The sequence below is a fragment of the Enterobacter sp. SM3 genome (assembly GCF_009811935.2).
Taxonomy (GTDB): Bacteria; Pseudomonadota; Gammaproteobacteria; order Enterobacterales; family Enterobacteriaceae; genus Enterobacter; species Enterobacter asburiae_D.
The window spans coordinates 274,125-288,247 of the sequence record NZ_CP099971.1 but is presented as its reverse complement, the minus strand read 5'-3'; the positions used below and the strand labels follow the sequence as shown (position 1 = coordinate 288,247).

15 protein-coding genes and 1 riboswitch are annotated in these 14,123 nt (G+C 58.4%); of the genes, 9 read left to right on the top strand and 6 right to left on the bottom strand.

Annotation, left to right across the window (positions count from 1 at the left end):
• The first annotated feature begins 310 nt into the window (after nucleotides 1–310).
• Together purH and purD are read left to right on the top strand one after the other, a co-directional pair.
• Nucleotides 311–1,900 (top strand): bifunctional phosphoribosylaminoimidazolecarboxamide formyltransferase/IMP cyclohydrolase, encoded by a 1,590-nt coding sequence (gene purH, locus GVO84_RS01245; RefSeq protein WP_121425949.1) that lies wholly within the window; start codon nucleotides 311–313, stop codon nucleotides 1,898–1,900.
• 15 nt (nucleotides 1,901–1,915) lie between these two features.
• Nucleotides 1,916–3,208: a phosphoribosylamine--glycine ligase gene (gene purD, locus GVO84_RS01240; RefSeq protein ID WP_159515303.1), complete on the top strand. Its 1,293-nt coding sequence runs from the start codon at nucleotides 1,916–1,918 to the stop codon at nucleotides 3,206–3,208.
• A gap of 67 nt (nucleotides 3,209–3,275) precedes the next feature.
• On the opposite strand, the gene GVO84_RS01235 is transcribed toward purD, so the two are convergent.
• The 6 genes from GVO84_RS01235 to nudC form a co-directional block, all read right to left on the bottom strand.
• The gene (locus GVO84_RS01235; protein ID WP_159515696.1) at nucleotides 3,276–3,968 is read right to left on the bottom strand and encodes a DUF1481 domain-containing protein; all 693 of its coding nucleotides are present in this window, start codon (nucleotides 3,966–3,968) and stop codon (nucleotides 3,276–3,278) included.
• 11 nt (nucleotides 3,969–3,979) lie between these two features.
• A complete protein-coding gene (gene hupA, locus GVO84_RS01230; protein ID WP_002445246.1) occupies nucleotides 3,980–4,252 on the bottom strand; it encodes a nucleoid-associated protein HU-alpha in 273 nt (90 codons plus the stop codon).
• A 186-nt stretch (nucleotides 4,253–4,438) separates the two neighbouring features.
• Nucleotides 4,439–5,029, bottom strand: coding sequence for a YjaG family protein (locus GVO84_RS01225; protein WP_029742042.1), 591 nt, complete (start codon nucleotides 5,027–5,029; stop codon nucleotides 4,439–4,441).
• A 41-nt stretch (nucleotides 5,030–5,070) separates the two neighbouring features.
• Nucleotides 5,071–5,742 (bottom strand): deoxyribonuclease V, encoded by a 672-nt coding sequence (nfi, locus tag GVO84_RS01220; RefSeq protein ID WP_023309979.1) that lies wholly within the window; start codon nucleotides 5,740–5,742, stop codon nucleotides 5,071–5,073.
• Between the two features lie 9 nt (nucleotides 5,743–5,751).
• Nucleotides 5,752–6,816, bottom strand: coding sequence for a uroporphyrinogen decarboxylase (hemE, locus tag GVO84_RS01215; protein ID WP_029742041.1), 1,065 nt, complete (start codon nucleotides 6,814–6,816; stop codon nucleotides 5,752–5,754).
• 38 nt (nucleotides 6,817–6,854) lie between these two features.
• Entirely contained in the window at nucleotides 6,855–7,628 is a 774-nt protein-coding gene (gene nudC / locus GVO84_RS01210) for an NAD(+) diphosphatase (RefSeq protein ID WP_121425952.1), read from the bottom strand.
• A 95-nt stretch (nucleotides 7,629–7,723) separates the two neighbouring features.
• Between nudC and rsd the strand changes: the two genes are divergently transcribed.
• The 7 genes from rsd (at nucleotide 7,724) to thiH (ending at nucleotide 13,824) form a co-directional block, all read left to right on the top strand.
• Nucleotides 7,724–8,221, top strand: a complete 498-nt coding sequence (gene rsd, locus GVO84_RS01205; protein ID WP_159515302.1) for a sigma D regulator — start codon at nucleotides 7,724–7,726, stop codon at nucleotides 8,219–8,221.
• 54 nt (nucleotides 8,222–8,275) lie between these two features.
• A riboswitch (TPP riboswitch) is annotated at nucleotides 8,276–8,387 on the top strand.
• A gap of 78 nt (nucleotides 8,388–8,465) precedes the next feature.
• Nucleotides 8,466–10,361: a phosphomethylpyrimidine synthase ThiC gene (gene thiC, locus GVO84_RS01200; RefSeq protein ID WP_121425953.1), complete on the top strand. Its 1,896-nt coding sequence runs from the start codon at nucleotides 8,466–8,468 to the stop codon at nucleotides 10,359–10,361.
• Complete coding sequence (thiE, locus tag GVO84_RS01195; RefSeq protein ID WP_159515301.1) at nucleotides 10,361–11,002, top strand: thiamine phosphate synthase; 642 nt, start codon at nucleotides 10,361–10,363, stop codon at nucleotides 11,000–11,002. The genes thiC and thiE overlap by 1 nt, the downstream gene beginning before the upstream one ends.
• Nucleotides 10,989–11,744 (top strand): HesA/MoeB/ThiF family protein, encoded by a 756-nt coding sequence (locus tag GVO84_RS01190; protein ID WP_038417715.1) that lies wholly within the window; start codon nucleotides 10,989–10,991, stop codon nucleotides 11,742–11,744. Before thiE ends, GVO84_RS01190 begins: the two co-directional genes overlap by 14 nt.
• Nucleotides 11,728–11,928 (top strand): sulfur carrier protein ThiS, encoded by a 201-nt coding sequence (thiS, locus tag GVO84_RS01185; protein ID WP_121425955.1) that lies wholly within the window; start codon nucleotides 11,728–11,730, stop codon nucleotides 11,926–11,928. The genes GVO84_RS01190 and thiS overlap by 17 nt, the downstream gene beginning before the upstream one ends.
• A gap of 1 nt (nucleotide 11,929) precedes the next feature.
• On the top strand, nucleotides 11,930–12,700 hold the full coding sequence (thiG, locus tag GVO84_RS01180) for a thiazole synthase (RefSeq protein WP_159515300.1): 771 nt from the start codon (nucleotides 11,930–11,932) through the stop codon (nucleotides 12,698–12,700).
• Nucleotides 12,697–13,824, top strand: coding sequence for a 2-iminoacetate synthase ThiH (gene thiH / locus GVO84_RS01175; protein WP_159515299.1), 1,128 nt, complete (start codon nucleotides 12,697–12,699; stop codon nucleotides 13,822–13,824). Before thiG ends, thiH begins: the two co-directional genes overlap by 4 nt.
• The last annotated feature ends 299 nt before the right edge of the window (nucleotides 13,825–14,123 follow it).

The following is a 14,123-nucleotide window of genomic DNA, read 5'->3' as shown; positions in this document are numbered from 1 at the left end:
GTTTGTGAAGTGATTCACATCCGCCGTGTCGATGGAGGCGCATTATAGGGAGTTCTCAGCAGGCCGCAACCGCTAAATGACAGAAAAATGACTGACTGCTGCATTCCACAGCAAAAACCCGCCTTATACCTTTTTACACACAGACTTATCCACAATGATACGAAAAAGTGAAAATGTGCGAGCGTTGCGCAAACGTTTTCGTTAAAATGCTCGCGCTTAATAAGGATGCCCCGTCAGGTGTGTTAGATGAGTTTTTCGTAGGAAAATTCATCTAACGCTCTCTGTAATCGTGAAATCCAGGGGATTTACCATGCAACAACGTCGTCCAGTCCGCCGCGCTCTGCTCAGTGTTTCTGATAAAGCCGGTATCGTCGAATTCGCTCAGGCACTTTCCGCACGCGGTGTGGAGCTGCTTTCTACAGGCGGCACCGCTCGCCTGTTAGCAGATAAAGGTCTGCCGGTAACCGAAGTGTCCGATTACACCGGTTTCCCGGAAATGATGGATGGACGCGTCAAAACTCTGCACCCGAAAGTACACGGCGGTATTCTTGGCCGTCGCGGTCAGGACGACGCCATTATGGAAAAGCATGACATCGCGCCAATCGACATGGTGGTTGTTAACCTCTACCCGTTTGCCCAGACCGTTGCCCGCGAAGGCTGTTCACTGGAAGATGCCGTAGAGAATATTGATATCGGCGGCCCGACCATGGTGCGCTCCGCGGCCAAGAACCATAAAGATGTGGCCATCGTCGTAAAGAGCAGCGATTACGAAACCATTATTAATGAGATGGATGCCAACGAAGGGTCCCTGACGCTTGCAACGCGTTTCGACCTCGCCATCAAAGCCTTCGAACACACCGCCGCGTACGACAGCATGATCGCCAACTACTTCGGTAGCCTGGTGCCAGCCTACCACGGTGAAAGCAAAGATCCTTCTGGCCGCTTCCCGCGCACCCTGAACCTGAACTTCATTAAGAAGCAGGATATGCGCTACGGCGAGAACAGCCACCAGCAGGCTGCCTTCTATATAGAAGAAGAGGTAAAAGAAGCCTCTGTTGCGACTGCTCAGCAGGTTCAGGGTAAAGCCCTTTCCTATAACAACATTGCCGACACCGACGCCGCGCTGGAATGCGTGAAAGAGTTCAGCGAGCCAGCCTGCGTAATCGTTAAGCACGCCAACCCATGCGGCGTTGCCGTGAGCACCTCTATTCTGGATGCCTACGATCGCGCCTACAAAACCGACCCGACCTCTGCGTTCGGCGGCATTATCGCCTTCAACCGCGAGCTGGATGCTGAAACGGCTCAGGCCATCATCTCCCGCCAGTTCGTTGAAGTGATCATCGCGCCATCCGCATCCGAAGAGGCGCTGAAAATCACCGCCGCGAAACAGAACGTGCGCGTACTGGTTTGCGGCCAGTGGGCAGAACGCGTGCCGAGCCTGGACTTCAAGCGCGTGAACGGCGGCCTGCTGGTTCAGGACCGCGATCTGGGTATGGTGACAGAAGCCGACCTGCGCGTGGTGACCAAGCGTCAGCCGAGCGAACAGGAACTGCGTGATGCGCTGTTCTGCTGGAAGGTCGCCAAGTTCGTCAAATCCAACGCCATCGTCTACGCGAAAGAGAACATGACCATCGGAATAGGTGCAGGCCAGATGAGCCGCGTCTACTCCGCGAAAATCGCGGGTATTAAAGCAGGCGATGAAGGTCTGGAAGTCAAAGGCTCCGCCATGGCTTCTGACGCCTTCTTCCCGTTCCGTGACGGTATCGACGCGGCAGCCGCGGTAGGGATCACCTGCGTGATCCAGCCTGGCGGCTCAATCCGCGACGACGAAGTGATTGCCGCCGCCGACGAACACGGCATTGCGATGATCTTCACCGACATGCGCCACTTCCGCCATTAATTCCCGGAGCTGAAAATGAAAGTATTAGTAATTGGTAACGGCGGACGCGAGCACGCTCTGGCGTGGAAAGCGGCGCAGTCTCCGCTGGTGAAAACGGTCTTCGTGGCACCGGGCAACGCCGGTACTGCCCTGGAGCCGACGCTACAGAACGTCGCCATTGGCGTAACCGACATTCCGGCGCTGCTGAGCTTTGCCCAGAGCGAGAAAATCGACCTGACCATCGTCGGCCCGGAAGCGCCGCTGGTGATTGGCGTCGTTGATGCCTTCCGCGCTGCTGGCCTGACAATCTTCGGCCCAACGCAAGGTGCCGCGCAGCTGGAAGGCTCCAAAGCCTTCACCAAAGATTTCCTCGCGCGTCATAACATCCCGACGGCGGAATATCAGAACTTCACCGAAGTGGAGCCGGCCCTGGCCTATTTACGTGAAAAAGGCGCGCCGATTGTTATCAAGGCCGACGGTCTGGCAGCCGGTAAAGGCGTGATCGTGGCGATGACCCTCGAAGAAGCAGAAGCCGCGGTTCAGGATATGCTGGCGGGCAACGCCTTTGGCGATGCGGGCCACCGCATCGTGATCGAAGAGTTCCTCGACGGTGAAGAGGCCAGCTTTATCGTGATGGTCGACGGCGAGCACGTTCTGCCGATGGCCACCAGCCAGGACCACAAGCGCGTGGGTAATGGTGATTCCGGCCCGAATACCGGTGGGATGGGTGCCTACTCCCCTGCTCCGGTAGTGACTAACGAAGTACATCAGCGCACCATGGATCGCGTCATCTGGCCTACCGTGAAAGGGATGGCGGCGGAAGGCAACACCTACACCGGTTTCCTTTATGCAGGTCTGATGATCGACAAGCAGGGTAACCCTAAGGTTATCGAATTCAACTGCCGCTTTGGCGATCCGGAAACGCAGCCCATCATGCTGCGCATGAAATCTGACCTGGTGGATCTGTGCCTGGCGGCCTGCGAAGGCAAGCTCGACGAGAAAACCTCAGAGTGGGACGAGCGCGCGTCTCTGGGCGTGGTGATTGCTGCGGGTGGTTACCCGGGCAACTACAACACCGGGGATGAGATCCACGGACTGCCGCTGGAAGAGATTGACGGTGCGAAGGTGTTCCATGCCGGTACGAAGCTGGCTGAAGACGATCGCGTCCTCACCAACGGCGGACGCGTGCTGTGTGCGACCGCGCTGGGTCATACCGTGGCAGAGGCGCAGAAGCGCGCCTATGCGCTGATGGCGGATATTCACTGGAACGGCAGCTTTAGCCGTCAGGATATCGGTTATCGCGCGATTGCACGCGAGCAGGGCGAGTAAGGGAGCCGTCTGTTCCCCTCACCCTAACCCTCTCCCCTAAGGGGAGAGGGAACCGCTCGCGGCACAATTAGAAACTCTTCTCTGTCGGCTGCCAGGTGCAGAAGTCTTCGTTCGCCACCAGCAGCAGCTGAGAGCCTTCCGGCGCTTCCAGCCACGCCACACTCACCTCCACTGATGAATGACGCTGACGGCGTTGAATGTGTTCTGTTGCCCAGGATTCGAGCTCGGGCTTGACCGTCTGCCCTTCGCAGGTGGTTACCGTTCCATCGGCATGCCAGCGCCCCTGGCGCAGCACAACGCGGCCCAGACGAAGCGCATCGCTGGTCTGGCGGATTTGTTCGGCACGATAACGGTAGAGGGCGATTTGATCGCTGGAAAGCTGCTGTTTTTGACCGCTGACTTCACGCTGCATAAAGCTCAGCTCGCCATGGTCGTCAAAACGCACTTTCACGTGTTCGGGGGTCTTGCTGTAGACGTTCAGTTCAATCAGCGACAGGTCATCTCCCTGCCAGCGATATTCCGCCGTCGACGTATTGCCGTTATGCCACGGGCTGAAGGCAGAAAGCAGATGCACTTCGCCGCCGGAATCTTTGCGCCAGATCCTGACCGCACCCTGGTTGTCCGCGTAACCGCTGGCGGTAAACGGCGGCAGGGAGGTGTCGTGGCTGCAGGCGGACAGCAGCAGCATGCCTGCCAGCGCGAGCGTTCCACGCCAGAAAGACAAAAGGGGCGTTACCGCCCCTTCGCTAAAACTGTTCACTGCCACGCGTCTTACTTAACAGCGTCTTTCAGTGCTTTACCAGAAACAAATGCCGGCACGTTAGCTGCGGCGATTTTGATTTCTTTACCGGTCTGCGGGTTGCGGCCAGTACGCTCAGCGCGGTGGTTCACTTTGAAGGTACCGAAACCAACCAGTTGTACAGCATCGCCTTCTTTCAGAGACTCAGTAATAGCAGCCAGGGTAGATTCCAGAGCAGCTTTAGCCTGCACTTTAGACAGATCAGCCTTGTCCGCAATTACATCAATCAGTTGAGTCTTGTTCATAAGTTATCCTTTCAATGTGTTTATCGCTTGCTAAGCATCGAGTGCGACGAAAATGCCAAAAAAGCACTCTCCTGCATACACGCACCGATAGCCACTTTTTTTCGCCCCCCAAATGTAGACCAGACAAGGGGCGAAAGGGAAGAGTCGAGGAGCGACAAAACGGGCGTTATCTCAAGTTTTCTTATCTCATTGGTTAAAAATTATACCAATATTGCTCTCAGCAGCCTCTCGTAAGTCCGCGCGTAGCCCTTTTATCAGCTCGATATCGCGTTCTTCACACTCTGCCAGCAGGCGGAAAATTTCCCACTGAATGTCCCATTCTTGCTCAACTGCCGGGTTAGCACGCAGCTCTTCGTCGGTCATCTCGCGACCTTCCTGGGTCATTTCCAGCATCGCGACGGTCGTAATAGATGCCTTACTGACTTCAATAGCGTGCTCCAGCGTTTCACCGCTCAGACGGGAGTGAAGCAGTTCGCTTAACGCCACGCAGGCATCAATCGCCGGGTAGACACCGTACAGGTCAAAATCATCCGCAGCCGGAATCGCCTCTTCCAGCTTTTCCAGCTGGGAGTCGAAGTTCACCTTCGCGTCTTTCACCGTCAGCGTTTCCCAGATCAGATCCAGAATGCGGCGGTAGATATGGCCATCACCAAAGCCCGTCTCCTTACAGAACGCGGCATAGTTGGGATACATGCGCTCGCACAGGCAAGCCATAAACGTCACGTGCTGCCAGCTTTCAACTTTCTCAAGGCGCAGGTGAATCGGGTTTTGTAGCATGATGATCTCTCGAAACGAAAATTAGGCGCAGTTTACCTGAATCATCGCTGAATTTCCTGCCAACGAACAAAAGCCGGACGCGAAGATGCCACGGCGTCTGCCCAGCGCGTCGGCTCCGGCAAGCGGTAGCCCTTCATGCAGCGCTGCACCCACGCCAGGGCGCTGTCCATGCTCACCCGGTGCCCGGTAGCGATAAAGAGCGGATTACAGCGCGCCTTGCTGCGCCAAACCCACGCCAGCTGCTCGCCTTTATGGATAAGCGGCGCCAGCGCGCCCGGCTCGGCTGAAAGAGGTTCAAAGGCGCCGCACAGGCGTTTCTTGGCGACGCCAATGGTCGGCACATCCACCAGCAGCCCAAAGTGGCTGGCAACGCCTAAACGGCGCGGGTGTGAAATACCGTGTCCGTCGACAAACAGCAGGTCAGGTTTTTGCGAGAGTTGCTCCCACGCTGCCAGCAGCGCGGGATATTCGCGGAAGGAGAGAAAGCCCGGAATGTACGGCATGGTGGTCGCGATACGCGCAACCTTGTACTCCACCAGCTCAAGCGAAGGGTATTTCAGCACCACCATCGCCGCTCGCGTCACTTCTCCGCCCTGCTCGAACCCGACGTCTGCTCCGCCAATGTACTGCGGAGGATCTTTATCCAGACGATCCTCGCGGATCACCGATGAGGCCAGTTCGATTTGCTGAGCGCGTAGCGACGCGAGATCCATAATCACTCCTTACTTGTGATACTGGGCAGAAAGCCGATGCACCGCCTCCACAAATACGCCTGCGTGTTCTGGCGGCACATCCTGATGGATGCCGTGGCCGAGGTTAAAGACGTGGCCTTCCCCCTGGCCGAAACCAGACAGTATAGTCGACACTTCTTCTTCAATGCGGGCAGGCGGCGCATAGAGCATGGACGGGTCCATGTTGCCCTGCAGCGCCACTTTGTCGCCCACGCGGCGGCGGGCATCGGCAATATCGGTCGTCCAGTCGAGGCCCAGCGCGTCGCAGCCGGTTGCCGCCATCGCTTCCAGCCACTGACCGCCACCTTTGGTGAACAGCGTCACCGGCACGCGGCGACCTTCGTTTTCACGCAGCAGGCCGTCAACGATTTTGTGCATGTAGTACAGGGAGAACTGCTGATAATCGCGCCCGGTCAGCACGCCACCCCAGGTATCGAAAATCATCACCGACTGCGCACCGGCCTTAATCTGCGCGTTCAGATAGAGGGTAACGCTCTTTGCCAGCTTATCGAGCAGCGCATGCAGGGCCAGCGGCTCGGCGTACATCATCTTTTTAATCATGGTGAAGGCTTTGCTGCTGCCCCCTTCCACCATATAGGTCGCCAGCGTCCACGGGCTGCCGGAGAAGCCAATCAGCGGCACTTCACCTTTCAGCTCGCGGCGGATGGTGCGTACGGCGTTCATCACGTAGCCCAGCTCGCCTTCCGGATCGGGGATCGGCAGCTTATCCACGTCGGCTTTGCTTTTGATTGGGGAGGTGAAACGCGGACCTTCACCGGTTTCGAAGTACAGGCCAAGGCCCATTGCATCCGGAATGGTCAGAATATCCGAGAAGAGGATCGCAGCATCCAGCGGGAAACGGCGCAGCGGCTGGAGCGTGACTTCACAGGCCAGCTCGGCGTTTTTGCACAGCGACATAAAATCGCCCGCCTGCGCGCGCGTGGCTTTGTACTCTGGCAGATAGCGTCCCGCCTGGCGCATCATCCACACCGGGGTGACATCAACGGGCTGGCGCAGCAGCGCACGCAGATAACGATCGTTCTTCAGTTCGGTCATTTTTGCAGTTCCTTAAGCGTCATGGCCTCAGTGTAACACTACTCATACTCGGCCCGACACATCGCCACGGTATCTTCTATCAGCCGACGCGCCACGGTGCCCGGCGGAGGCAACAGCGGTAAATCGTCGTAGCGATACCAGTTCGCGTCCAGCAGCTCTTTCTGGTCAATAACGATCTCGCCGCTGTCGTATTCGGCCATAAATGCCGTCATCAGCGACTGCGGGAACGGCCACGGCTGGGAGGTGACGTAGCGCAGGTTCTTCACTTTGATCCCGCTCTCCTCCATCACCTCGCGCGCCACCGCCTGCTCCAGCGTTTCGCCCACTTCGACGAAGCCGGCCAGCACGGTGTGAATGCCGTTGCGATGGCGGGTATGCTGCGCCAGCAGGATGGAATCCTCCCGGCGGATAGCGACGATGATGCACGGCGCAATCTGCGGATAGTAGCGTTCGCGGCAGTGGCTGCAGAGCATCGCCCACTCGGTTTTGCTCGGGCGCATGGTATGACCGCAGTAGCCGCAGTATTTATGCGAGCGGTAAAACTCTGCCAGCTGCACGCCGCGCCCCGCCAGCTGGAACAGTCCCACGTCCAGATCCAGCACCTGGCGCACGGATCCCATATCCTGGCGGCGGGACTGTTGGATCAACCACACGGGCTCACCCTGCCACTCGCCGATCTGTAGCGCTGGCTGGCCAACAAGATCGAATGCCTCAGCTGCGCCATAGGGGATTTCCCCGGCAGGAAGCCATAATTTTTGTTCGTGACTGACGATCCACCAACCAAGATCTGATTTTTCAATAATACGATCCATATCTATTGCACTACCTTCGCTTCACTGACATGTTGTTAGCATTGTGGTTACATTCTGGATAAGCAGATTCAATCCTACATTTTGCGGAGTCGACCATGTTAAACCAGCTGGAAAGCCTGACTGAGCGCGTTAGAGGAAGTAACAAACTGGTGGATCGCTGGCTACATGTACGCAAGCATCTACTCGTGGCTTATTACAATCTGGTCGGTATTAAGCCTGGCAAAGAATCGTTTATGCGACTGAATGAAAAAGCGCTGGATGATTTTTGTCAGGGCCTGGTCGACTATCTGTCCGACGGCCATTTCAATATTTATGAACGCATTATCCGTGAAATGGAAGGGACAACACCCTATTTAGCGGCCAGCAAGCTCTATCCGCTGCTGGAAGCCAACACCCAGCAGATCATGGATTACTATGATTCCGCGCTCGAGAACGCCATCGATCACGATAACTATCTTGAGTTCCAGCGGGCGCTATCCGACCTCGGTGAAGCGCTGGAAGAGCGATTCACGCTGGAAGATAAGCTGATCGCCCTCGTGCTGGACAATGATGTGAACATCAGTAGCGAAGAGAACGTCGCGCGCCCTGCTTGAGTTCTTCATCGTTAACGAGTAATTTACAACCATTCGCCCCTCTCACGAGGGGGATTTTTCTTGTCGGAGTGCCCAGCGCCTGAAAGCGCGGGCTGAGACCGTTAATTCGGGATCCGCGGAACCTGATCAGGCTAATACCTGCGAAGGGAACAAGAGTCACACTGCTGTTGTATCGCCTGAGGGCGATCCTCTCTTGCTTCATCCGTCGTCTGACAAGCCATGTCCTTCACTTTTGGAATGAGCTATGTCTACTGCAAAACTGACCCGCCGCGAACAGCGCGCACAGGCCCAACACTTCATCGACACGCTGGAAGGCACCGCTTTCCCGAACTCGAAACGCATCTATATTTCCGGCTCGCAGGCCGATATCCGCGTCCCAATGCGCGAAATTCAGCTCAGCCCGACGCTTATCGGCGGCAGCAAAGATAACCCGCAGTATGAAGACAACGAAGCCGTGCCGGTATACGACACCTCCGGCCCGTACGGCGACCCTGATGTTGCCATCAACGTCCAGCAGGGTCTGGCGAAGCTGCGCCAGCCGTGGATTGATGCGCGCAACGACTGCGAAGAACTGAGCGTACTCAGCTCTGCCTACACCAAAGAGCGCCTGGCCGACGACGGTCTGGACGAGCTGCGCTTTACCGGCCTGCTGACGCCAAAACGCGCCAAAGCGGGCAAATGCGTGACCCAGCTGCACTACGCGCGCCAGGGCATCGTCACGCCGGAGATGGAGTTCATCGCCATCCGCGAAAACATGGGCCGCGAGCGCATCCGTAGCGAAGTGCTGCGCTATCAGCACCCAGGCGAGGGCTTTGGCGCTCGCCTGCCGGAGAACATCACGCCGGAGTTTGTGCGCGACGAAGTGGCCGCAGGCCGCGCGATTATCCCCGCCAACATCAACCATCCGGAGTCCGAGCCGATGATTATTGGCCGCAACTTCCTGGTGAAGGTCAACGCGAACATCGGTAACTCGGCCGTGACCTCCTCCATCGAAGAAGAGGTGGAAAAGCTGGTCTGGTCCACGCGCTGGGGTGCGGACACGGTGATGGACCTCTCCACCGGCCGCTATATTCACGAAACCCGCGAGTGGATCCTGCGTAACAGCCCGGTACCGATTGGCACCGTCCCGATTTATCAGGCGCTGGAGAAGGTCAACGGCATTGCCGAAGACCTCACCTGGGAAGCGTTCCGCGACACGCTGCTGGAGCAGGCTGAACAGGGCGTGGACTACTTCACCATTCACGCGGGCGTGCTGCTGCGCTACGTGCCGATGACGGCGAAGCGCCTGACCGGCATCGTCTCGCGCGGCGGTTCCATCATGGCGAAGTGGTGCCTGTCACATCATCAGGAAAACTTCCTCTACGAGCACTTCCGCGAGATCTGCGAAATCTGTGCCGCGTACGATGTCTCTCTGTCGTTGGGCGACGGCCTGCGTCCGGGCTCTATTCGCGACGCGAATGACGAAGCGCAGTTTGCCGAGCTGCACACGCTGGGTGAACTGACTAAAATCGCCTGGGAGTATGACGTGCAGGTGATGATTGAAGGTCCGGGACACGTGCCGATGCAGATGATCCGCCGCAACATGACCGAGGAGCTGGAGCACTGCCACGAAGCGCCGTTCTACACCCTCGGGCCGTTGACCACCGATATTGCGCCGGGCTATGACCACTTTACGTCAGGCATTGGGGCGGCGATGATCGGCTGGTTCGGCTGCGCCATGCTCTGCTACGTAACGCCGAAAGAACACCTCGGCCTGCCGAACAAAGAGGACGTGAAGCAGGGGCTGATCACCTACAAAATTGCTGCCCACGCGGCGGATCTGGCCAAAGGCCACCCGGGCGCGCAAATCCGCGATAACGCCATGTCGAAGGCGCGCTTCGAATTCCGCTGGGAAGACCAGTTCAACCTGGCGCTGGACCCGTTCACCGCCCGCGCCTATCACGACGAAACCCTGCCGCAGGAATCAGGCAAAGTCGCGCACTTCTGCTCTATGTGCGGGCCGAAGTTCTGCTCGATGAAAATTAGCCAGGAGGTGCGCGACTACGCCGCCGCGCAGACCATTGAAGTGGGGATGGCGGACATGTCCGAATCCTTCCGCGCCAGAGGCGGCGAAATCTACCTCAAAAAAGAGGAGGCGTAATGTATAAGCCCGATTTCCCGCCCGTCCCCTACCGTTTAGGGCTCTATCCGGTGGTGGACAGCGTGGCCTGGATAGAGCGCCTGTTGGGGGCAGGCGTTCGCACCCTCCAGCTGCGCATCAAGGATAAACGCGACGAAGAGGTGGAAGCGGATGTGGTTGCCGCCATCGCGCTTGGGCGTCGGCATAACGCCCGCCTGTTTATCAACGACTACTGGCGGCTGGCGGTTAAGCACCAGGCTTACGGCGTGCATCTGGGTCAGGAGGATCTGGAAACAACGGATCTGAGCGCTATCCGCGAAGCCGGGTTGCGTCTTGGCGTTTCAACACACGATGACATGGAGATCGACGTGGCGCTGGCGGCCCGTCCCTCTTACATCGCGCTGGGTCACGTCTTCCCGACGCAAACCAAGCAGATGCCCTCCGCACCGCAGGGTCTGACGCAGCTGGCGAGCCACGTTAAACGCCTTGCCGATTACCCTACCGTCGCCATCGGCGGAATCAGCCTTGAACGCGCCCCGGCGGTGCTGGAGACCGGCGTCGGCAGTATCGCCGTCGTCAGCGCCATCACCCAGGCCGCAGACTGGCGTCTCGCCACCGAACAGCTGTTACAGCTGGCAGGAGCGGGTGATGAACGATCGTGATTTTATGCGCTACAGCCGTCAGATCCTGCTGGAAGATATCGCCATCGACGGGCAGCAAAAACTGCTCGCCAGCCGGGTGCTGATTGTCGGTCTGGGCGGGTTAGGCGCGCCCGCCGCGCTTTATCTGGCTGGTGCGGGCATCGGTACGCTGGTGCTGGCCGACGACGACGAGGTTCACCTCAGCAACCTGCAGCGACAAATCCTCTTTACCACCGAGGATATCAACCAGCCGAAAGCGCAAATCACCCGGCAGCGCCTGAACCAGCTCAACCCGGATATCGAGCTGATTGCCCTGCAGGATCGGCTCAGCGGTGAAAGCCTGCGCCGTGAGGTCGCCCTTGCCGACGTGGTGCTGGACTGCACGGACAACATGGCGACGCGCCAGGCGATTAACGCCGCCTGCGTGGCAAGTAATACGCCGCTTATCACCGCCAGCGCGGTGGGTTTCGGCGGGCAGATGATGGTCCTGACCCCACCGTGGTCGCAGGGCTGCTATCGCTGCCTGTGGCCGGATGATGCAGAGCCGGCGCGCAACTGCCGTACGGCGGGCATTCTTGGTCCGGTGGTCGGCGTAATGGGCACAATGCAGGCGCTGGAAGCCATCAAGCTGCTCAGCGGCATGGAGACGGAACGCAATACGCTGCGGCTGTTTGATGCCCGCTCCAGCGGCTGGCGCCATCTGGCCTTACACCGCGCCAGCCGCTGCCCGGTATGCGGAGGTCGCGATGCGCATTCTGTTTAACGATGAACCGATGAGATGCGACGACGGGCTCACCGTTGCGGTACTGCTCGACAAGCTGCGTCAGCTCAGGCCGGGAACGGCGCTGGCGCTCAATCAACAGATCCTGCCGCGCGAGCAGTGGGAACATCAGCAGGTCAATGACGGCGACCAGATCCTGCTGTTTCAGGTTATCGCAGGGGGCTGAGATGTTACGTATTGCCGATAAAGTCTTTAATTCACATTTGTTTACCGGAACCGGAAAATTCGCCTCGCCGCAGCTGATGGTGGATGCCATTCGCGAAAGCGGCAGCCAGCTGGTGACGCTGGCGCTCAAGCGCGTGGATCTACGTCATCACAGCGATGCCATTCTCGCTCCTTTACTGGAGGCTGGCGTCACGCTGCTGCCCAACACCTCCGGTGCCAAAACGGCCGAAGAGGCAATTTTTGCCGCACAGCTGGCCCGCGAGGCGCTCGGCACCCGCTGGCTGAAGCTGGAAATTCATCCTGACGCCCGCTGGCTGCTGCCCGACCCTATCGAAACGCTGAAAGCGGCTGAAAAGCTGGTGCAGCAAGGGTTTATCGTCCTGCCTTACTGCGGCGCCGACCCTGTCCTGTGCAAACGGCTGGAAGAGGTCGGCTGCGCCGCCGTCATGCCGCTGGGCGCCCCTATTGGCTCCAACCAGGGGCTGGAAACCCGCGCGATGCTGGAAATCATCATCGAGCAGGCTACCGTACCGGTGGTGGTGGATGCGGGCATCGGTGTGCCCAGCCATGCCGCGCAGGCGCTGGAAATGGGCGCCGACGCGGTGCTGGTCAACACGGCCATCGCGGTTGCCGACGATCCGGTCATGATGGCACGTGCGTTCCGCATGGCCGTTGAGGCTGGCCTGCTGGCAAGGGAGTCCGGCCCCGGCTCGCGCAGTTTCCAGGCGCAGGCCACCAGCCCGCTGACCGGTTTTCTGGAGGCGATCTCATGAGCACGTTTACCGAGCGCTGGCGGCAGCTTAGCTGGGACGACATTGCCCTGCGCATCAACAGCAAAACGGCGGCTGACGTGGAGCGTGCGCTAAATGCCCGCCATCTGACCCGCGAGGATCTGATGGCCCTGCTCTCCCCGGCGGCCAGCGCGTACCTCGAACCGATGGCCCAGCGAGCGCAGCGGCTCACACGCCAGCGTTTTGGCAACACGGTGAGCTTCTACGTGCCGCTCTATCTCTCAAACCTGTGCGCCAATGACTGCACCTACTGCGGTTTTTCCATGAGCAACCGCATCAAGCGTAAAACGCTTGATGACGATGAGATTGCCCGGGAGTGTGCGGCCATTCGTGAAATGGGTTTTGAACATCTTCTGCTGGTCACGGGCGAACATCAGGGAAAAGTGGGAATGGACTATTTCCGTCACCACCTTCCCGCCATTCGTCGTCAGTTTGCGTCGCTGCAGATGGAAGTGCAGCCCCTGGAACAGGAGGAGTACGCGGAGCTCAAAACCCTCGGGCTGGACGGGGTCATGGTCTACCAGGAAACCTACCACGAGGCGACGTACGCCCGGCACCACCTGAAGGGCAAGAAACAGGATTTCTTTTTCCGCCTGGAAACGCCGGACAGGCTGGGTCGCGCGGGCATCGACAAAATCGGTCTGGGCGCGCTGATCGGGCTCTCTGACAGCTGGCGGGTGGATTGTTATATGGTGGCGGAACATTTGCTGTGGCTCCAGCAGCACTACTGGCAGAGCCGTTATTCCATCTCCTTCCCGCGCCTGAGACCTTGCGCGGGCGGGATTGAACCGGCTTCGCTGATGGATGAACGCCAGCTGGTGCAAACCATCTGCGCGTTTCGCCTGCTCGCCCCGGAAGTGGAATTATCGCTCTCAACGCGTGAGTCCCCGGCGTTTCGCGATCGCGTCATCCCGCTTGCGATTAACAACGTCAGCGCGTTTTCTAAAACGCAGCCTGGCGGCTACGCCGACGATCATCCTGAGCTTGAGCAGTTTGTGCCGCATGACGGACGACGTCCGGAAGCGGTCGCCGCAGCCCTGACGGCTCAGGGTCTTCAGCCTGTCTGGAAAGACTGGGACAGCTGGCTGGGAAGAACCTCGCAATGATGCTGAAACGCACTGCAACACCATAAAAAATTGTCGAGGCGCTACGAAAAGGCAAAACCGGATGATTGTCAGCGATCGTCCGGTTTTTTATTGTCACACGGTCAGCAACGGATGCTGACCAGGGCGAAAAGCTTCTTCCTCGTTTCGCCCTGCCTCTGGTTCATTGCACAAACGGCCTCAGCCAGTTGAATAAGTATTTTCTTAATGGTTCTTAAGATAAATCATCCCACCAGAAATCGGGTGCCGTATAATTCACCGCTAACCGCAGGACAGCGACTATGCTGAGAGGATATCGGCAG

Bases quoted from the DNA above. Each gene is read 5' to 3' on its own strand.
- purH (WP_121425949.1), top strand. From the start codon at position 311: ATGCAACAACGTCGTCCAGTCCGCCGCGCTCTGCTCAGTGTTTCTGAT.
- purD (WP_159515303.1), top strand. From the start codon at position 1,916: ATGAAAGTATTAGTAATTGGTAACGGCGGACGCGAGCACGCTCTGGCG.
- hupA (WP_002445246.1), bottom strand. From the start codon at position 4,252: ATGAACAAGACTCAACTGATTGATGTAATTGCGGACAAGGCTGATCTG.
- GVO84_RS01225 (WP_029742042.1), bottom strand. From the start codon at position 5,029: ATGCTACAAAACCCGATTCACCTGCGCCTTGAGAAAGTTGAAAGCTGG.
- nfi (WP_023309979.1), bottom strand. From the start codon at position 5,742: ATGGATCTCGCGTCGCTACGCGCTCAGCAAATCGAACTGGCCTCATCG.
- hemE (WP_029742041.1), bottom strand. From the start codon at position 6,816: ATGACCGAACTGAAGAACGATCGTTATCTGCGTGCGCTGCTGCGCCAG.
- nudC (WP_121425952.1), bottom strand. From the start codon at position 7,628: ATGGATCGTATTATTGAAAAATCAGATCTTGGTTGGTGGATCGTCAGT.
- rsd (WP_159515302.1), top strand. From the start codon at position 7,724: ATGTTAAACCAGCTGGAAAGCCTGACTGAGCGCGTTAGAGGAAGTAAC.
- thiC (WP_121425953.1), top strand. From the start codon at position 8,466: ATGTCTACTGCAAAACTGACCCGCCGCGAACAGCGCGCACAGGCCCAA.
- thiE (WP_159515301.1), top strand. From the start codon at position 10,361: ATGTATAAGCCCGATTTCCCGCCCGTCCCCTACCGTTTAGGGCTCTAT.
- GVO84_RS01190 (WP_038417715.1), top strand. From the start codon at position 10,989: ATGAACGATCGTGATTTTATGCGCTACAGCCGTCAGATCCTGCTGGAA.
- thiS (WP_121425955.1), top strand. From the start codon at position 11,728: ATGCGCATTCTGTTTAACGATGAACCGATGAGATGCGACGACGGGCTC.
- thiG (WP_159515300.1), top strand. From the start codon at position 11,930: ATGTTACGTATTGCCGATAAAGTCTTTAATTCACATTTGTTTACCGGA.
- thiH (WP_159515299.1), top strand. From the start codon at position 12,697: ATGAGCACGTTTACCGAGCGCTGGCGGCAGCTTAGCTGGGACGACATT.